Source organism: Ammoniphilus resinae (genome assembly GCF_017873965.1).
Lineage (GTDB): Bacteria > Bacillota > Bacilli > Aneurinibacillales > RAOX-1 > Ammoniphilus_A > Ammoniphilus_A resinae.
On the sequence record NZ_JAGGKT010000003.1, the window covers coordinates 160,923 to 177,973 of the forward strand.

A 17,051-nucleotide genomic window follows, 5' to 3' on the forward strand; every position below is an offset into this window, starting at 1 on the left:
TCGGTGGTTTTTCAATGGGATTCGTTAGTTAAGTGAAGAACTTTTTGTGTTTGTTTAAAACGAAAGAGCATGGCAATTCTCCATGGGAAGATCATCCCAATTGCAAGGATATAGAATAAGCCCCCCGTTTCATAAACGGACATGACATCACCAACGAAAAACTTGATAATCGTACGTAGAATCAATAAACCGAGCAAAATAAATATAAATGATTTAGATCGTTTCAAGAAGATGTTTTTCCCTTTGACCTCAAAATTAGAGGTTAGAATCAAGGGGATTGAGAAGATCATTCCCACGATCAGTGATTCAATAGCGTAAAGGACATGGACCTGCATCGGTGGATATAGAAACATAATAGAACCTGTGCTCATAAATACAGGTGGTAGAAGAATCTTTTTGATAGATGTTGGTTCTTTGGATTTTTTGTTTCGTACATAAATCACGACTAACGCCATTACAAAAGCACCAATGGAACTTATGAGTACACCCATGCTTGATTCATCCTCTCTATCTCTATTTTAAAAAACATCAAATGTATAACACATTTAATTATAATCCGATCCTCGAAAAAAAACTACTCTATCCAATAAATTCATAAGACCTCCAAATCTCTCTTTCGCAAGCTTTCAATAAATATCCGCCAATCATTTCACCTATTTACATGTTAAATAACATGTAAAATAAAATATTCTTAATTAACAGAAAACAATGCTTAAAATCTTATCTTACTGTCAAGAATCTTAACTAGGGCCCTAGTATTTAAGAAGAGGTGAGATTTTTGACAATTAGACGGATAGCGTTGGTTACAATGATTGTTTCCTATTTTTTAATTGTGTTTGGAGGATATGTGGCCTCATCTGAATCAGGGATGGGATGTGGCCCTGAATGGCCGTTTTGTAACGGGGAGATTATTCCTTCTCTACAGGGGGAAACCCTGATTGAGTTCACACACCGTGTGATTGGAGCCGTGCTTGTTATCTTGTCATTATGGCTATTTTTTCAAGTATTGCGTTCAACCAACGGGAGAAAGATTCGCTTAGCTGCCTATTGGATGATCAGCACCCTTGCCGTTCAGGTACTTTTCGGTGCTATTGTTGTTTGGTTAGATTTACCTACTTTTATGATCGCAGCACATTTAATCGTTGCCATGGCTTATTTGTATTGTGTAATTTTTATCTGGAGAGCTGCGCTTAATAGTGATTCCAGAACCGGTCGCCCTCATTATAGAAGTGATCAAATATTCAGGAATATGATGGTCCATATAGATATTCTTATCGGGCTGCTTGTTGTCACTATTGCTCTTGGAGCCTATATAAAACACAATCACTATGGATTGGCATGTGAGTGGGTTGCCTGCGGAGAGTCATTGTTGCCAACTAATTGGGGACAATTGCTACAAACGTTGCACCGTGTGTTTGCCTTAGGGTCAGCTATGTATACTCTTGTTCTGGTTTTTTGGGGATATACGAATGGGATATCTAAGAATATATGTATAAGACTAAAATTAGTGTCTTTCATGATGTTGCTCCAGCTTGCAATCGGTGTGATGACGATTTTATCTTTTATCGATTTAAGATGGGCACTTGTTCACATGGCAGCTGGAACTCTGTTACTGGCTACCATCTTTGAGACTAAGATCTTTTTGCAGTTCTACGATTACCCAATCTATAGTAATTTCATTTCGAGAAACCATCACAATGGTCATAGAATAGGTTAGTTTGTTGTCCTACTTGATATACAGAATATGGTATGATAGAAAGGAGTGGAAGTAATCCCCAATTTTTATATAGAAGGGAATGAGGAAGATGAGTTTTGATTTTCAACATCGCTTTGGAACAGGTATAGAGCCAAAAGAATTTATCCAGGGGATGACGCAAAATAAAGAGAAGTTTTTAGATTGGTATGAGAAGTTTTCTTTGGAAAATCAGGAGGATGCTGCTTTCTTTGGATCCCTAAAGGATAAGCATCAATGGCACTGCTTTATTCTGGCTGCTGATTGGTGTGGCGATGTGGTTCGAAATGTTCCCGTTGTATTTAAAGTATTGGAGAGCGCGGGAATTCCCACTGAAGTCCTAATTATGGAGCAGAATACTGATGTAATGGAGCAATTTTTAACAATGGGCGGAAGGTCCATTCCCATTGTTATTTTCACAGACCTTAATGGGAAGGTATTGGGGAAGTGGGGCCCGAGACCGAATGTTGTTCAGGAAGTTATGATCCAATTTAAGGGGGCGAATCCGGACCGGAATGCACTCGAATATGAGGAGAATCTGCGACTAACTTATTCGGAAATGATGAAAAGATACAACAGTGGATCTGGTACCGACTATCAACAATGGATTGTTGATGAACTAAGGGAATTGCTGGCAACCTTCTAAAAACAGTTTCGTTTCTGAATCCTGCATGTTTTGTCTAGCGATGATAAAATGTGTAGGATTTTGTATTTTTATTGCAGGTTTTTTTCGGTTTATGTGGAATACCTTTTTAGGATGATAACAGTGATCAGATTGGAGGATCGCTAATGCGAATAACGAAAAAATGTACCAATTTTGATTGCCAGTACTTTAATATTGAACTTGAAATTTCACCCCAAGAGGGACAAACCCTAACTTTATTATGTGAACACTGTCTCATTGGGGAAGCTCAGATGATGTTTTCAGACCTGTTTGAAATAGATCGTTCAAATGATGAGCTGATAGAGGCGGAATTTGACTTCGGAAAGATTTTTAATTCTTAGGAGTGGTATCTTTGGTATTTTCTAACGAATTTGATCGTTTAAGGAATAAAATTTTACAATCTAAACAGGAGCAAGAAGATAGTGGAGAAGCAACAAGAGAATCTTCTGCTACTCCGTTGGCCCCAGAGGATGAACAAATTTTCAACTCTTCGATTAAGGAATTGTGGCAGCAGGCAGTCGAGGACCATCAGCGAAACCTTGATGTGAGCAGATCTGGCAAAGAGGAGGAAACAGAAAACGAACCTCTTGAATCAAGTGACATCAACTGGGAAGAGCAGCAAAGAGAGATAGAGGAAATATATGAAGCCACAAAACATTCAATTTCCCCACAAATTGAAGCGGAAAAACCCGTGTTACAGGCTCCCCAGGAGCTTGGATTGCAACCCGCTGCCCCCAGTCTAGATGAGAAGGACAAGATAGAACATTCTGCTATAGAAGAAATTGCTGTAACAACAGTGGAAACAGAAGTGGCGGGGACTGAACCAGATTTCATATTATCTTCTCCTGATGTCAGCAATGAACAGGGAGGGATCCAAGCGGGAGCAGCAGATTCAGTCCATTTCCCCCTTGAAATGTTGGTGATTGAAGAAGATGAGGGGCCAGTTGAAAATTTCCATCAAATTTCTTTAAAAGGACTTCAGGAAGAAGTAAACGAAACTTTGGAAAGAGTGTATGAATATTACCAAAGCCGGATGCAAGAAATTTTTGGTTTTGAAATACCATCTAAGGATAATGTGGTATTGACTCAAACAAAGTTAGGGGAATATGCCAATGCTATTGTTGAGGTTGCCCGACAGCAAGGACGAGTAACACGTGAAGCAATGGAAGCGGTTCGCGTCTTGCTGCCCATTTTGTGGAAACCCTTAAATCGTCAAGAATACAGTGTTTCAGAAACATGGTATGGCACCAATCTGGGGTTCATCTGTCGGTTTATTCAATCAGGGCAATCCTGTCAGTCATTTGATCCGATTGACTTAAGTACGGCCGCTTCGATGCTCCATTGTACAGAACAAGAAGTCATCGATTTGTACCCTAAATTGGGTGGGGTAAAACTTGGTTCCAGCTATATCTTTAGTAAACAGCTGGTTGAAGAATTTGCTTCTGAATTTAAAGGAACCATAAAGCCTGCATCAGTAACAGACATGGAGCATTTCTATGAAAATGCAAAGGAAAGTTTAAGCACTCTTTTGTATATTGAACACGAAATAAACTATGCCTACGATGAAATTCGCTATATTCGAGACTTATTATTATCGGGGATCGATTTTTTAACCAATCGGATCAAACAGCCGGTGAAAATATTAATTGAGCAGAGACTCGGAGAGCTATATCGGAAGTATAAACAATTATCAGCTTGCAGCCTGGCTTCGATTGAAGTAAACAGGGATGTTTGGACACAATATGAGCTGCCGAATATCTTTGCCATTATTGAACAATATAGCGGGGAAAAGATGACTGGAGATCGTCTAGCTGAGAGTCTTGAGCAAACCATTAAATTGATTGACCAGGAACGAGCGACAATCAGTGAGTTGTCTAAGCAGGTAACCGGAACTTTAGGACAACTAAGTGTTGATATGGAACTTCTTAAAATTAAACAAGGCCTATAATGTTTTTAAACAGGAAAGCAGATGGAAGTGGAGTTATGACAGATCAATTAATTTTTTTTGATGCTTTAGAAAATGAAGTGAACAGGTCTCCACATCACCTGTTGCTACTTCGTACTGAACTAAATGAGTTGCAATTTGAGGCAATCTTATTGACATCTGCAGCTATATATTTGTTTTTTGTAATACCAAGCGACGTACGAAATCTATCGATTACCGGAAAATTACTAGAGGCTCAAAGGGAGGACAAATTCTTAGCTTGGAAGAGAGGGGCCGGAGAAAAGCAAATCAATGCTGTTCAGAATGAACTTGGGCTGCCTTCCTTACCTGTTTTTGAATGTTACGTACTCCCTTCTAAATGGGGGCCCGTGCGGATCGTTGGGCATCGATCCCTAGTTTTGTCCTGTGATCTGTTTCCTTCTTTCATCCAACAAATTGGCGGAAGAGAGAATGAAACAATCCGGAATAAACAACAAGCACTGTATCAGCATCTTAAGAAAACTAGTGAACTCACAGCAGTTTCAAAGGAGAAAGGGATATTAGAGCTTGAAGGTTCGCGCCAACAAGCGGCGGCTATTGCTATTCCTGAGACATCTAATGTGGGTCTGCCACCAAGACAGGCCAAAAGAAAGGAACAGACCAAAGAAAATATATTCTTGCTGTTCTGGCGAGTATTCTTTAAAAAAAGGCAGAAAAAAGGATAAAACCCACTGTAGGGATGGACATACCTTACGGTGGGTTTTATCGCTAAATAAATTGAAATCGTTTGTTTTTATCCCATACCTTCTTGAAACGCGGGATCTCAAGTTGATCTACTTGGACCGAATCGAGAAATTTTATTAAAGGTCTTACAAAGACAACTTCTCCATCACTTTTGTATATAACCATTTCTTCATGGGTTTCAGTATGAATGGCCCGACCCATAATCATATATAAATTTCCTTTATAGCTTTCATAGATATCCCCAGCTTCTGGTTTCTCTTCTTTTATTTCTTCCATTTATGGTGCTCCTCTCTCTCAAATAATTCCACGTTCTTTCTTTTAATTCTATTATATGCTTAAATGCTTTAAAGCGCAATCTGATTAAAGCGTGCAACTTTGTATACTAGCTAAAAAAGAAGGGACATAGAATGGTACAAGGTTTGGGTTTATTAGAAAGGAGAAGGGCGATGGGAAAGCAGATAAAAATGATTTTCTTGATTGCGGCGACTTATATCGGGACAGTTGTAGGTGCGGGTTTTGCAACAGGTAAAGAGGTCGTAGAGTTTTTTACCCAATACGGGAGTAAAGGACTAGTTGGAGTACTCATTAGTTCTATTCTTTTTATCTGGTTAGGAACTAAAGTCATGATTATAGCAAATCGGATTGGTGCCTATTCTTATCAGGAATTAACAGAGTATCTTTTCGGTAAGAAAATTGCCAGGTGGTTCAATATAGTTGTCCTAATGATCCTGCTTGGAGTGACTTCGGTCATGCTTTCCGGAACCGGAGCGATCTTCCAGGAGCAGTTGGGATTACCCTATCAAGCAGGCGTAGTAATTACCTTAGTCTTGTCTTATTTAGTCATGATTAAAGGATTGCAGGGTGTAATGGTCGTGAATTCGTTAGTTGTACCGATGATTCTTGGGTTTAGCATACTGATTGGGGTCGAATTTATACTGAAATTAGACGATTGGTCATCTCTATTTACCGGGGCGTCGCTGACAAGAGGAACGGGAAGCGGTTGGATGATGAGCCCGCTCATTTATGTTTCTTTGAACCTCGCAATGGCCCAAGCTGTGCTTGTACCACTGGGAAAAGAAATTGATGATGAAAAGGTATTGAAGTGGGGAGGAATATTTGGCGGGATTGGGCTTTGCTTTATGCTGCTAGTATCCCATCTAGCCCTTGTCAATCTCCCAGAGGTATTAGCATATGAAATACCGATGGGGGTCTATATCAAAGAGTATGGCCTAGTTGTTCATCTACTATTTTTATTCGTCATTTATGGAGAGATTTTTACGACGCTTATCGGAAATGTATTTGGACTTGCCAGACAAATTCATTCCGCTTCCCGAATCTCTGAACAGGTCCTAATTATTATTATTCTTATCATTAGTTATCTTATTAGCCTAGTTGGGTTTAGCTCACTGCTGACCTATCTTTATCCTGCTTTCGGATATATGGGGATTGTGTTCCTTGTTATGCTGGCGATTCGGCGTCATAACGAAAAGAAATCCAATAAAAAATAGAGATGCCCCCTCTTGTGAGGGGGTTACCATGTTCTTAATCCTTAACCAATTCCAAGTCTTTTTGTTCACAATCTGGTGAGCAGTAGCCATGGTATTTTTCTTCACATTCAGGGCAGACCACATGCTGGCGGTGGCAAAGATCGTATTTACAGTTGATGTAGCGATCTTCTGGTTTTCCGCAGTGGTAGCATTTGCCAATCACGACATCTTCTTCCGTATGGTTAATGGGGACCGCAATCCGCTCATCAAATACATAACACTTCCCATCCCAAAGTCGACCTTTGACTTCTGGGTCATTTCCGTAGGTGACGATTCCTCCATGTAATTGGGCTACATCTTTAAACCCCTCTTCAAGCATAAAGGCCGTTAATTTTTCACAACGGATACCACCTGTACAGTAGGTAATAATCTTTTTATCTTTATAATCACCTAGATTCTCACGGATCCATTCCGGAAATTCTTTAAAGGATTCGACCTCGGGGCGAATAGCCCGACGGAAATGGCCAATATCATACTCATAATCGTTTCTCCCGTCAAGGACGATAACATCTTCATCTTGTAATGCCGCATAAAATTCCTTAGGTTCTAAGTAATTTCCAGTTTTTCGATTCGGATCTAGATCTTTATCAACGCGGAACGTGACAAGCTCCGGACGATGTCTAACATGCATTTTTTTGAAGGTATGTCCATCTGCCTCATCTATTTTAAACCATAGGTCACTAAACCGGGGATCCCTATGCATCGTTTCCATATAGGTATTTGTTTGCTCTATTGTTCCGGAAACCGTCCCGTTGATACCTTCTTTAGAAATTAAAATTCGGCCTTTTAAACCTAAATCTTTGCAGAAGTCCAAGTGTTCCTGAGTAAATTCTTCAGGATTTTCAATTGGCACAAATTTGTAATAAAGTAATATTCTATATGGTTTTTGAACGTCCATATAAAAGCTCCACCTATCCTTTTTTATTTGTATTTTATATTGTTGCCATACCTAAGATTTATACATCATACCAAATTTCATGTGAAAATGCATAGTGTCCTATTAACTGACGTAAAGAGTGAAAAAATAATATTTGTATTAAGATTAACCGTATAGTATATTTATTCATTATAATAGCTTTAGATTAGCATTTATCTGCTACTATATATGTAACACGTGCTAAATCGTGGGGAGGAATAGACAATGTGCGCATATCAGGTCATAGAAGGGCATATAGCCAAACCGCAGGGTTATCAGGCCACAGGGATATACTCTGGCATAAAAAAGGTGGAGAAATTAGATCTCGGTTTAATTCTAAGTGAAGTTCCTGCTGCTTCAGCGGCAGTATATACAACGAATCTTTTTCAGGCACCCCCGTGTCATGTGACGCGCGAAAGCCTGGAAAAGGAAGGAAAATTGCAAGCTGTTGTCGTTAACAGTGGTAATGCTAATGCGTGTACTGGGAGTAAAGGGGTTGATGATGCCAAGATGATGCAGCATCTTGTGTCGCAATCTTTCGGTGTGCCAAAAGATTATGTTGCTGTCGCTTCTACAGGAGTAATTGGTCAATTTCTTCCAATGGACTGCATTGAAGAAGGAATTCTCCAGTTGCCTAAAGCACTTAACAATGAAAGTGCACCTCTTTTTTCACAATCGATTATGACGACTGACCTAATTGAAAAGACAGTGTGTGTTGAATTGCCCATTGATGGGAAAAAGGTAACCATTGCAGGAACAGCAAAAGGGTCGGGAATGATTGAACCCAATATGGCAACGATGCTTGGATTTATTACGACGGACGTAAAGATAGAACAAAGCTATCTGCAGAAACTGCTTAGAAAAGCCACGGATACAACCTTTAACATGATTACTGTGGATGGTGATACAAGTACTAACGACATGGTGGTCCTAATGGCAAATGGGATGGCTGAAAACAATGAATTAAACGAGCAGCATCCAGAAGAAAAGGAATTTTATCAAGCCCTTCTGTATGTCATGCAGGAGTTAGCAAAGAAAATTGCCCGCGATGGAGAGGGAGCAACAAAATTGATTGAGGTTGAGGTCACTGGTGCTCCATCCGTAGAAGCTGCACGCCAGGTGGCCAAATCGGTGATTGGTTCAAGCCTAGTTAAAACTGCAGTTTTTGGTGCCGATGCGAACTGGGGAAGAATATTATGTGCTGTGGGTTACAGCAGTGCACCTATTCAAGCTGACAAACTAGACGTATTCCTTGGTTCGATCCAAGTCGTTGAAGCGAGTTTTCCTATCCCATTTTCAGAGGAAGAAGCATATGCCTATCTACAGGGGGATACGGTGAAGATAGGTATTCACCTGAATGAAGGGGAGTATCAAGCGATCGCTTGGGGTTGTGACTTAACTTATGATTATGTGAAAATTAATGCACATTATCGTACCTAAAGAGAAAAGGGTGACCCGATTCGTTTCGGGTCACCCTTTATTTTACAACAGCATAGTACCTTTTTCCTCATAATTAATATGCCAGCTAAAAGCTTTCTGTAATAAATGTGGAGTCTGGCCACCTTTGGCAAGAGCCTCTTTAAAATAGTCATAAAGCTGCGGTCTGTAATCAGGATGTGCGCATTTCTCAATCATAAGAATTGCCCGTTCTCTTGGGGCAAGCCCACGGAGATCGGCCAGTCCTTGTTCCGTGACGATAATGTCGACATCATGTTCGGTATGATCGACATGTGTTACAAAAGGAACAATGCTAGAGATAGCCCCGTTTTTTGCAATGGATTTGGTAACAAAAATCGCTAGTCTGGAGTTACGGGCAAAGTCACCCGATCCTCCGATGCCATTCATCATGCGGGTTCCTGACACATGAGTAGAATTGACGTTCCCATATATATCCACTTCTAATGCTGTGTTAATAGCAATTAGCCCTAACCTGCGGATAATTTCTGGGTGATTAGTGATTTCTTGCGGGCGCAAAAGAATTTTTTCCTTGTACTTATCAAAGTTCTGCAACACTTGTTCCATTTTCTTTGGAGATAGGGTGATCGAACAACCAGAAGCAAAGCGGATTTTTCCTGCATCAAGTAAATCAAACACGGCGTCTTGCAGAACCTCAGAATAAACATCCAAAGAATGAAAATCTGAGGTTAGGAAACCGTGGAAAACAGCATTTGCCACAGATCCAATCCCTGATTGCAATGGGGCCAAATTTGCTGGCAGTTTCCCGTCTGCAACTTGTTGTTCTAGAAATTCTAAAAGATTTTCAGCAATACGAATGGTGTCCCCATCAGGAGGAACAATCGTTGATGGCGAATCGGGCAAGTTGGTAACCACAATCCCCTTGATTTTATCGGGGGCTACTTGAATTCCCGAGGTCCCTATCCGCTGTTCAGGAGAGGTAAGTGGTATAGGTTTCCGTTCACCTTGCGGCCCTATCTGATAGATATCGTGAATTCCTTCCAGGCTTAAAGGTTGTGCGAGGTTTAATTCAACAATGACTTCTTTTGCTTTTTCAATAAAAATATTTGAATTTCCAACAGAGGTAGCAGGAATAATCCATCCTTCTTCATTGATTGCAACCGCTTCCACAATTGCTATATCAATGGATGGCAATACATCTGCGCGCACTAATTCAGCAGTGTGGGACAAATGCTGGTCAACAAAAAGAAGTTCGCCTGTGTTAATTTTATTCCGCATCACTTTATCAGCTTGAAACGGAAGACGTTTATGAATAATTCCGGCTTCCGCCATCATGGTATCGATATCGCTACCTAGTGATGCTCCTGTATAAACATTTACTTTAAAAGCATCATGGCTTTGTTTAACACGTTCTACCAATGCCATGGGAACAGCCTTGGCATCACCTGCTCTGGTGAATCCGCTCAATCCAAGTGTCATGCCATTTTTAATCCAAGTTGAGGCTTCTTCAGCCGAAACGATCCGGGAGGTAAATTCTTGTTTTCGAATACGACTGTTAATCATGAGTTCCTCCAATTTTACTGTGTTTCTTTCTACCATAGCATGGAGCGGATAAGACGGCATTGGGTTTTTGGTGAAGTAGATAATTTAACGATAAAGTAGAAAAAAGCAGGATGAATGTTAAGGTACAAAAAAACAAGGATCCGGGTGACGATCCTTGTTTTCAAAACCCCATGTATTCGCGGAAATGGCTGGCATATTTTTGACTAACCGGTACTTGAATTTTCTCAAAACTTTTCATCACGAGTAAGAATGTAGAATGAAAATGGGGTTGGATTTCTTCGATTTTTCCTATATTTACCATATATGCACGGTGACAGCGGATAAATTGATTGTTGGGAAGAACCCCCTCCAACTCTGTCAAATTAAACTTATTCAGATACTGCCCGTCTTTTGTATGAAGCCATGTCTTTCCGTCCTTTGAATGAATATAAACAATTTTTTCGTGCGGGATGGGGATCCATCTGTCATCCACTTTACCAATTAAAAATGAATGTGACTGAAGACTAGGTTTGGTTACAGAAAACGGCAGTGGAAAAATAGCTGTAAAGCAATACAGTATGGCCTCATTACTGATAATGGGAATGCTTAACCCATAATAGGGGATACCATACAGATCACGATCAACAATTTGCGTTACTTTTTGTCTAGCTTGGACGGCCTTAAGGGTTGCTGTGCCTTCTTTCAGAAAGTCACCGGGTTTAATTTTGAGATCAATACTTTGACTTGGTTCGTAATAGATGAACTGAGAAGAATCTGCGATGGCAATAGACGCATCAATGGGGAAAGATTTATATAATTCTTGAAGCAATGATGGAAAGGCTGCGTTTTCCATTCCGAATTTCACCCTCTAATTTGTAGTCATCTATATTATAATAAAAACCAAGAGGTTCGCCTAGTTAAGGATAACGGCAGGGTAACTTTACTATATTTCGAATATATTATTGGAAATGGCGGTTAAAGAGGTGAGGGTATGGAGCATTGGCGCTTGATTGCACTTGATTTAGATGGGACCGTCCTCAGTGAAGAAGGTACGATTTCGAATGAGAACAAAGAGTGGCTAAATCGAGCGAAACAGGCTGGAATAGAAATTACGATTGCAACGGGGCGCCCTGTTCAGCATTTTCGTAAGTTTCTTACTGAGTTAAATATTCAAGTGCCTTATGTGGCCGCTAATGGAAGTGAAGTTTGGACGACTGACGGAGATATTTTAGAACGGCATACTTTGAATACTGAAGATGTTGAATTTATGCATCAGTTGGCTGTTCGATATGAAACGCGTTTTTGGAGTTCTGTCGTTGATCATCTTTTTCGACCGGGAACATTTCCAGACAATGCTCAGGATTATCAATGGTTAAAGTTTGGGTTTCAAAGTATGGATATGAAAATTCTGGAGATAATTAGGAGTCAATTGACTGAATATGGGTTGGAGGTTACTAGTTCAGATCCTAGCAATCTGGAGGTTAATCCATTAGGTGTAAGCAAGGCAAGTGGATTGCAAGCTGTATGTAAACATCTACAGATTCGACCTAGCGAGGTAGTTGGGATCGGCGATGGATTAAACGACGTATCCATGATACGCTGGGCTGGTCTTGGTATTGCCATGGGAAACGCCTGTCTAGAGCTGAAACAGATTGCCAATTGGGTTACCGCAGATTTTCGAAGGCACGGTGTTGCAAAAGCGGTTGAATTTTTATTGAACAATAAGAATGATGCCCCTCACAAAGATAACACCATATTCGAATGATGTAGTGTAACCAAGGAACCCACCACAATGCAATCTTTGTTTACGCCTAAGACTTCTCTTCCATTTCGGAAGGGGGTCTATTTTTTTTTGTGTGAGCAGAGAGGGGAATGATAAAATACCTTATAATGTGGATTAGAAGGGTGGTCGTGAGGTTTACTATGATGAATATCGATACGTTAATATCTGAGCAAACAAGAGAATTACTGAAAAAGAGCCAAGGATCTTCTCATTCGGGTAACGAGTATTTAATTGGTAAGGGAGGCTATATTCCACCAGATCCTGATTTGTTGACCGATGCAATCACAGCTCTTGCCATGGGAAAAAATATTTTGTTAAAAGGGCCGACTGGGGCAGGAAAAACAAAATTTGCTGAAACTCTGTCCTTTTTGTTTAAACGCCCACTTCATATGATTAACTGCTCGGTTGATTTGGACGCCGAGAGTTTGGTTGGTGCCAGGTATCTGGATTACAAGGATAACAAGCAGGTCATTGAGTTTGCTCCAGGACCCGTTATAAAGGCGATGAAGAACGGCCATTTCCTGTATATTGACGAAATTAATATGGCTAAACCGGAGACGCTCCCTTTAATTAATGGTGTCTTGGATTATCGGAAAATGATTACGAATCCTTTCACAGGGGAGGTCGTGATGGCTGCAGACGGGTTTGGTGTGATTGCAGCGATTAATGAAGGATATATTGGAACCGTACCGTTGAATGAAGCCTTGAAAAACCGCTTTATTGTCATTGATGTTCCGTATTTGCAGGGGGAGCAGTTAAATCACTTAATTCAAGATTCCACAAGTCTAAAAGATTCCGTATTGATCGAGCGATTTGTTAAGCTGTCGGGAGATTTGGTTCTTGCTGCGAACCAAGGAAGACTCTCGGAAGAAGCTGCCTCGATTCGTGCACTTCTTGATGCCTGTGATCTTAGCACAGCCCTGCCACCTTTAAGGGCAATTAAACGAGCCATCATTGACAAGATGGACGAAGAAAAAGAGCGTGATTTCATCAGAAATTTAGCAGAAACGCTTTTTTAGGAAAGGCCAGGATCCAATGATGAAATTCATTGTTTTTAACAATCAAAAGGTGGATACTAGTTTATTTTTACAGCTTCAAGATCTGGCCTGTGTCTTAACGAGAATATCTAATTTGAAATTTGAATTTCACTACGGCCATTCTTTTGATCTCAGGCGAAAGGTAATAACGGCTAGTCATTTCTGGGATAATTTCTCTCCCGAAATTCGCGAAGCAGGGTATAAGACAGATGTTTTTCTTCGCGCAATCGGAACATTACAATATACAGAGGAAGCAGTTCTGATGGACTATATGCAAAGACTTGAGGATATCCCTCTCAAGAAGTTTGCCTCACAGCTCTTTACTTTACTTGAAGATCTGAGGTTAGAGGAGTTATGTAAGAGAGAACGACCAGGTACAGCTCGGATTTTTCAAATTCGCCAGAGAGAATATCAGAAATATTTTACCAGCCAATTAAAAGTCAATGCAGACCGCGGGTATGAACTAGATGAATTGTTCTGTTTATGCTTTTTAACTTTATTGACTAATACGCCGGATCCATTTTTTACTGACGCCAATGAAAAACAATTACAGTCGTTGGAAAAATTAAAGCCTGTTTTGTATACAGCCTTCGAAGCGCAGCAGACAAAAGATGTAGTACAGATAGTGGTGCAGATCATCGCGCTTTTAGAGAATGTTCATCAAGAGGATAGTTTGAATGAATATTTTATTTTACCCGTGTTTTATACTTCTTCTTTCGAGAATGGATTAACTCTTGACGACCTGAGAAGAAAAAGCAAACTGAAAAATGAGGATAAGGACTCTTCTGTACATGAAAATGAAGAGGCTAAAGAGAAAAAAATGCCAACCTGGCATGGTGTTTCCAAAAGCGAGGAACAAAAAGCATTTTTACGCTTTGAACTGGAAAGTGGCACGAAAACAAAATTATTAGGGGATACTTCAAGAGAAACGGAAGACGGTGATCAGGCTTTAGGTTCGGTTCAGGGGAAATCAAGGTCCAGTAAAAATAAGGATTACGGTAAAACTGAAGAACTGGAAAATAAAACGGAGAATGCGAAAGCTGGACGTGGTTTTTACGGTGAAGAAAACCGGGATGCAGTTTTGTTGAATAAGCAGGCAGAACCTCCAGGTACTGATGATTTGATGTTGTATCAATCTTACGTTGTAGATGTGGAAAGCCATATCCGTAAGCTATCTCGAACGATTGAAAAAACATTAGAACATAAAAAAATTATGCCAAGGGTTGATTTGCACGCTGGAAGATTGTCAAAAAGACTGATTCCGCTCGTTTTAGAACCTTTTCCGCGAATTTTTTATAAGAAAAATAACCGTTCCAAAGAAATTGATGCTGTCTTTACTTTGTTAGTCGACTGTTCGGCCTCGATGGTAGATAAAATGGAAGAAACTAAAAAGGGAATCATTTTATTTCATGAGGTTCTCAAAAGATTAGTCATTCCCCATTCGATTATTGGTTTTTGGGAAGATGCAAATGCAGTAAAGGATGGATACCAGCCAAATTATTTTCATCGTATCAAAGACTTTTCCCATTCAGTCTATAGTAAAAGTGGGGCAGAGATCCTTCAGTTGCAGCCACAGGAAGATAATCGGGATGGTTTTAGTATTCGGATGGCTACGCAAGAATTAATGAGGCGAAATGAAAAAAATCGATTCCTACTTATCTTTTCAGACGGAGAACCAGCCGCAGCAAACTATGATCAAAACGGCATAATCGATACCAAGGAGGCAGTGGTTGAAGCGCGAAAAAAGGGAATTGAAGTGGTTGGGATGTTCCTATCCAATGGGACAATCGCTGAGGAAGACCAAAAGACCATGCAAAATATTTATGATAAAGAACATGTTCTAATTCCATCGATAACCGAGCTGCCAGAACAGTTTACCCCTTTGCTAAAGAAACTTCTTTTGAAGAGCTTGTGATATTTATTAACCTTAACCCAGTCTCAAGGACAATTCCCCTACTCTTTCGAGGTGAAATGTCCTTGAGACTCCCTCTAAAGGACATGCCCCCTATCCATAAACATAATTCCTTCCAAACGAGAATAGATTAAATAATAGTGAAAATTAATTCTGTGGAATTAGGAGGGGGCTTTCTTATGAGAATGAAATGGGTGCTACTCTTATCCCTTTTTTCTATTGTTTTTTCGAGCCAGACCAGTGCACTTGAATCCCCTGAACCCCATACAGCTTACTTAGATATAAACAGCAACCGAACATTTGTGCCACTGAGGTTTGTGAGTGAATCATTGGGCGCGGAAGTGATTTGGCAGGCGGAAACAAGACAAGCTATCGTGAAATCGAAAGATTTAACGATCCAAATACCCATTGGGTCGAGAACTGCCTGGGTTAATGAAAATCCGTTCACATTAGATGCTAATGCCTTTATTCAAGATCAACGCACTTACATTCCATTGAGATTCGTAAGCGAGGGAATAGGTGCAACTGTTAGCTGGAATGTGAGTGAAAAACGTGTAACTGTCTCGAGAGACCAAATACATGTGGACCTGGAAACTGTAATTAGAAATGAAGCCGAGGTGTTTGAAAATGAACGTTTCCGATTGGTTAAAGTGGAAAAGAATGCAGACACCTACACAGTATCGGGTGAAGCTCAGATCTTTGAAGCGGTATTTGGTTATGTCGTTGAAGATGGACATAACGAGCTTGTCAAAGGCCATGCTTCAACAGAGAAGGGTGCTCCGGAGTGGGGAGCATTTTCCTTTAAGTTTAATGTAAAGAAACAGGACGAAAATACATCCCTAACTTTAATTCTTTTTGAAGAAAGTTTAAAAGATGGGGGACGGGAATATGAACTGTTTATTCCACTTGACTGAATTTTTTTCCAAGGCAAGCTATAATATAATGACTAATAAACTTGTCTGGAGAGTGAAAAAATGAAGTTTACTGGGAAAACAGTGATAGTAACAGGCGCTGCTTCGGGGATTGGTAAGACTATTGCAGCTGAATATGCCAAAGTGGGGGCCAATGTTGTCCTTGCTGATATCCAGGAATTCCAATTAGAGGAAACCGTTGCAGAAATAAAGAAATATAGTCCACAAACCATTGGGCAGGTAACAGATGTTAGGAACCCGAATGACATTATTAGTATGATGAAAAGGGCGAACGAGGCTTTTGGCCGGATAGACATATTAATTAATAATGCCGGGGTTTCACGAAGAAAATCACCCTATGACTTAACTGTCGAGGAGTGGGATGATGTGATTCAGATTAACCTTCGTGGTTCCTTTTTATGTGCGCGGGAGGTTGCCAAAATCATGAAGCAGCAAAAAGAAGGTGGTGCGATTGTCAACATTGCCTCTACCCGCGCCTTCATGTCTGAGCCGAATACCGAAGCGTATGCAGCTTCGAAAGGGGGAATTATTGCCCTAACCCATGCATTGGCTATTTCCCTTGGGGAGGACAGGATTCGCGTCAATTCCATCAGCCCAGGCTGGATTGAGACAAGGGATTATGAGAGTCTACGGAATGTTGACCATGAGCAGCATCCTGTTGGTCGGGTAGGGTATCCTCGGGATATTGCAAAGGCCTGTTTTTTTCTGACCGCGGAAGAAAACGATTTTATTACGGGTGAAAATTTGACCGTGGATGGCGGAATGACGAAAAAAATGATCTACGAACCGTGATTGTTTGAAAATCTTTTTCTTATTGTTTGAAAGCCCATAAAAAGTGGATCATCTGCCTACACTATATATATTTAAATGGATAATGGACAGCTAACTCATATTTGGGTTAG

17 protein-coding genes are annotated in these 17,051 nt (G+C 40.3%); 12 read left to right on the forward strand and 5 right to left on the reverse strand.

Features of this window, described 5'->3' with window-relative positions; all coding sequences use genetic code 11:
* Positions 1 to 11: 11 nt before the first annotated feature.
* Positions 12 to 491 carry a CcdC family protein gene (locus J2Z37_RS07910; protein ID WP_209809709.1) on the reverse strand — a complete coding sequence of 160 codons (480 nt, stop codon included), beginning with the start codon at positions 489 to 491 and terminating at the stop codon, positions 12 to 14.
* A gap of 287 nt (positions 492 to 778) precedes the next feature.
* On the opposite strand from J2Z37_RS07910, the gene J2Z37_RS07915 reads away from it, so the two are divergent.
* The 5 genes from J2Z37_RS07915 to J2Z37_RS07935 all read left to right on the forward strand — a co-directional run bounded on the left by J2Z37_RS07915 (position 779) and on the right by J2Z37_RS07935 (position 5,045).
* Positions 779 to 1,717: a COX15/CtaA family protein gene (locus J2Z37_RS07915; protein ID WP_209809710.1), complete on the forward strand. Its 939-nt coding sequence runs from the start codon at positions 779 to 781 to the stop codon at positions 1,715 to 1,717.
* A gap of 88 nt (positions 1,718 to 1,805) precedes the next feature.
* The gene (locus tag J2Z37_RS07920; RefSeq protein WP_209809711.1) at positions 1,806 to 2,378 is read left to right on the forward strand and encodes a thioredoxin family protein; all 573 of its coding nucleotides are present in this window, start codon (positions 1,806 to 1,808) and stop codon (positions 2,376 to 2,378) included.
* Positions 2,379 to 2,521: 143 nt separating this feature from the next.
* Positions 2,522 to 2,737, forward strand: coding sequence for a hypothetical protein (locus J2Z37_RS07925; RefSeq protein WP_209809712.1), 216 nt, complete (start codon positions 2,522 to 2,524; stop codon positions 2,735 to 2,737).
* 11 nt (positions 2,738 to 2,748) lie between these two features.
* Positions 2,749 to 4,344 (forward strand): hypothetical protein, encoded by a 1,596-nt coding sequence (locus J2Z37_RS07930; RefSeq protein ID WP_209809713.1) that lies wholly within the window; start codon positions 2,749 to 2,751, stop codon positions 4,342 to 4,344.
* A 35-nt stretch (positions 4,345 to 4,379) separates the two neighbouring features.
* Positions 4,380 to 5,045, forward strand: a complete 666-nt coding sequence (locus J2Z37_RS07935; RefSeq protein ID WP_209809714.1) for a hypothetical protein — start codon at positions 4,380 to 4,382, stop codon at positions 5,043 to 5,045.
* A gap of 43 nt (positions 5,046 to 5,088) precedes the next feature.
* Here the strand turns inward: J2Z37_RS07935 and J2Z37_RS07940 are convergent, their stop codons facing one another.
* Positions 5,089 to 5,340 carry a DUF1653 domain-containing protein gene (locus J2Z37_RS07940; RefSeq protein WP_209809715.1) on the reverse strand — a complete coding sequence of 84 codons (252 nt, stop codon included), beginning with the start codon at positions 5,338 to 5,340 and terminating at the stop codon, positions 5,089 to 5,091.
* A 170-nt stretch (positions 5,341 to 5,510) separates the two neighbouring features.
* Here J2Z37_RS07940 and J2Z37_RS07945 point away from each other — a divergent pair, with 170 nt between their 5' ends.
* Entirely contained in the window at positions 5,511 to 6,572 is a 1,062-nt protein-coding gene (locus J2Z37_RS07945; protein WP_209809716.1) for a YkvI family membrane protein, read from the forward strand.
* Positions 6,573 to 6,606: 34 nt separating this feature from the next.
* Here the strand turns inward: J2Z37_RS07945 and trhO are convergent, their stop codons facing one another.
* Positions 6,607 to 7,509, reverse strand: coding sequence for an oxygen-dependent tRNA uridine(34) hydroxylase TrhO (gene trhO, locus J2Z37_RS07950; RefSeq protein ID WP_209809717.1), 903 nt, complete (start codon positions 7,507 to 7,509; stop codon positions 6,607 to 6,609).
* 243 nt (positions 7,510 to 7,752) lie between these two features.
* Between trhO and argJ the strand changes: the two genes are divergently transcribed.
* Entirely contained in the window at positions 7,753 to 8,967 is a 1,215-nt protein-coding gene (gene argJ / locus J2Z37_RS07955) for a bifunctional ornithine acetyltransferase/N-acetylglutamate synthase (RefSeq protein ID WP_209809718.1), read from the forward strand.
* Positions 8,968 to 9,009: 42 nt separating this feature from the next.
* Here argJ and scpC read toward each other — a convergent pair whose 3' ends face one another.
* A complete protein-coding gene (gene scpC / locus J2Z37_RS07960; RefSeq protein ID WP_209809719.1) occupies positions 9,010 to 10,506 on the reverse strand; it encodes a succinyl-CoA:acetate CoA-transferase ScpC in 1,497 nt (498 codons plus the stop codon).
* Positions 10,507 to 10,666: 160 nt separating this feature from the next.
* On the reverse strand, positions 10,667 to 11,338 hold the full coding sequence (locus J2Z37_RS07965) for a LytTR family DNA-binding domain-containing protein (RefSeq protein WP_209809720.1): 672 nt from the start codon (positions 11,336 to 11,338) through the stop codon (positions 10,667 to 10,669).
* A gap of 138 nt (positions 11,339 to 11,476) precedes the next feature.
* Here J2Z37_RS07965 and J2Z37_RS07970 point away from each other — a divergent pair, with 138 nt between their 5' ends.
* From J2Z37_RS07970 to J2Z37_RS07990, 5 genes are all read left to right on the forward strand, one after another.
* Entirely contained in the window at positions 11,477 to 12,250 is a 774-nt protein-coding gene (locus J2Z37_RS07970; protein ID WP_209809721.1) for a Cof-type HAD-IIB family hydrolase, read from the forward strand.
* Positions 12,251 to 12,411: 161 nt separating this feature from the next.
* Positions 12,412 to 13,287, forward strand: a complete 876-nt coding sequence (locus J2Z37_RS07975; protein WP_209809832.1) for an ATP-binding protein — start codon at positions 12,412 to 12,414, stop codon at positions 13,285 to 13,287.
* A gap of 19 nt (positions 13,288 to 13,306) precedes the next feature.
* A complete protein-coding gene (locus J2Z37_RS07980) occupies positions 13,307 to 15,220 on the forward strand; it encodes a vWA domain-containing protein (protein WP_209809722.1) in 1,914 nt (637 codons plus the stop codon).
* A gap of 176 nt (positions 15,221 to 15,396) precedes the next feature.
* Positions 15,397 to 16,131, forward strand: coding sequence for a stalk domain-containing protein (locus tag J2Z37_RS07985; protein WP_209809723.1), 735 nt, complete (start codon positions 15,397 to 15,399; stop codon positions 16,129 to 16,131).
* A 60-nt stretch (positions 16,132 to 16,191) separates the two neighbouring features.
* On the forward strand, positions 16,192 to 16,941 hold the full coding sequence (locus tag J2Z37_RS07990; RefSeq protein ID WP_209809724.1) for a glucose 1-dehydrogenase: 750 nt from the start codon (positions 16,192 to 16,194) through the stop codon (positions 16,939 to 16,941).
* Positions 16,942 to 17,051: the final 110 nt, after the last annotated feature.

Coding starts and splice junctions, on each gene's coding strand:
- J2Z37_RS07970 (WP_209809721.1), top strand. CDS start 11,477: ATGGAGCATTGGCGCTTGATTGCACTTGATTTAGATGGGACCGTCCTC.
- J2Z37_RS07910 (WP_209809709.1), bottom strand. CDS start 491: ATGGGTGTACTCATAAGTTCCATTGGTGCTTTTGTAATGGCGTTAGTC.
- J2Z37_RS07980 (WP_209809722.1), top strand. CDS start 13,307: ATGAAATTCATTGTTTTTAACAATCAAAAGGTGGATACTAGTTTATTT.
- J2Z37_RS07965 (WP_209809720.1), bottom strand. CDS start 11,338: ATGGAAAACGCAGCCTTTCCATCATTGCTTCAAGAATTATATAAATCT.
- J2Z37_RS07925 (WP_209809712.1), top strand. CDS start 2,522: ATGCGAATAACGAAAAAATGTACCAATTTTGATTGCCAGTACTTTAAT.
- J2Z37_RS07945 (WP_209809716.1), top strand. CDS start 5,511: ATGGGAAAGCAGATAAAAATGATTTTCTTGATTGCGGCGACTTATATC.
- J2Z37_RS07920 (WP_209809711.1), top strand. CDS start 1,806: ATGAGTTTTGATTTTCAACATCGCTTTGGAACAGGTATAGAGCCAAAA.
- J2Z37_RS07985 (WP_209809723.1), top strand. CDS start 15,397: ATGAGAATGAAATGGGTGCTACTCTTATCCCTTTTTTCTATTGTTTTT.
- scpC (WP_209809719.1), bottom strand. CDS start 10,506: ATGATTAACAGTCGTATTCGAAAACAAGAATTTACCTCCCGGATCGTT.
- J2Z37_RS07990 (WP_209809724.1), top strand. CDS start 16,192: ATGAAGTTTACTGGGAAAACAGTGATAGTAACAGGCGCTGCTTCGGGG.
- trhO (WP_209809717.1), bottom strand. CDS start 7,509: ATGGACGTTCAAAAACCATATAGAATATTACTTTATTACAAATTTGTG.
- J2Z37_RS07975 (WP_209809832.1), top strand. CDS start 12,412: ATGAATATCGATACGTTAATATCTGAGCAAACAAGAGAATTACTGAAA.
- J2Z37_RS07940 (WP_209809715.1), bottom strand. CDS start 5,340: ATGGAAGAAATAAAAGAAGAGAAACCAGAAGCTGGGGATATCTATGAA.
- argJ (WP_209809718.1), top strand. CDS start 7,753: ATGTGCGCATATCAGGTCATAGAAGGGCATATAGCCAAACCGCAGGGT.
- J2Z37_RS07935 (WP_209809714.1), top strand. CDS start 4,380: ATGACAGATCAATTAATTTTTTTTGATGCTTTAGAAAATGAAGTGAAC.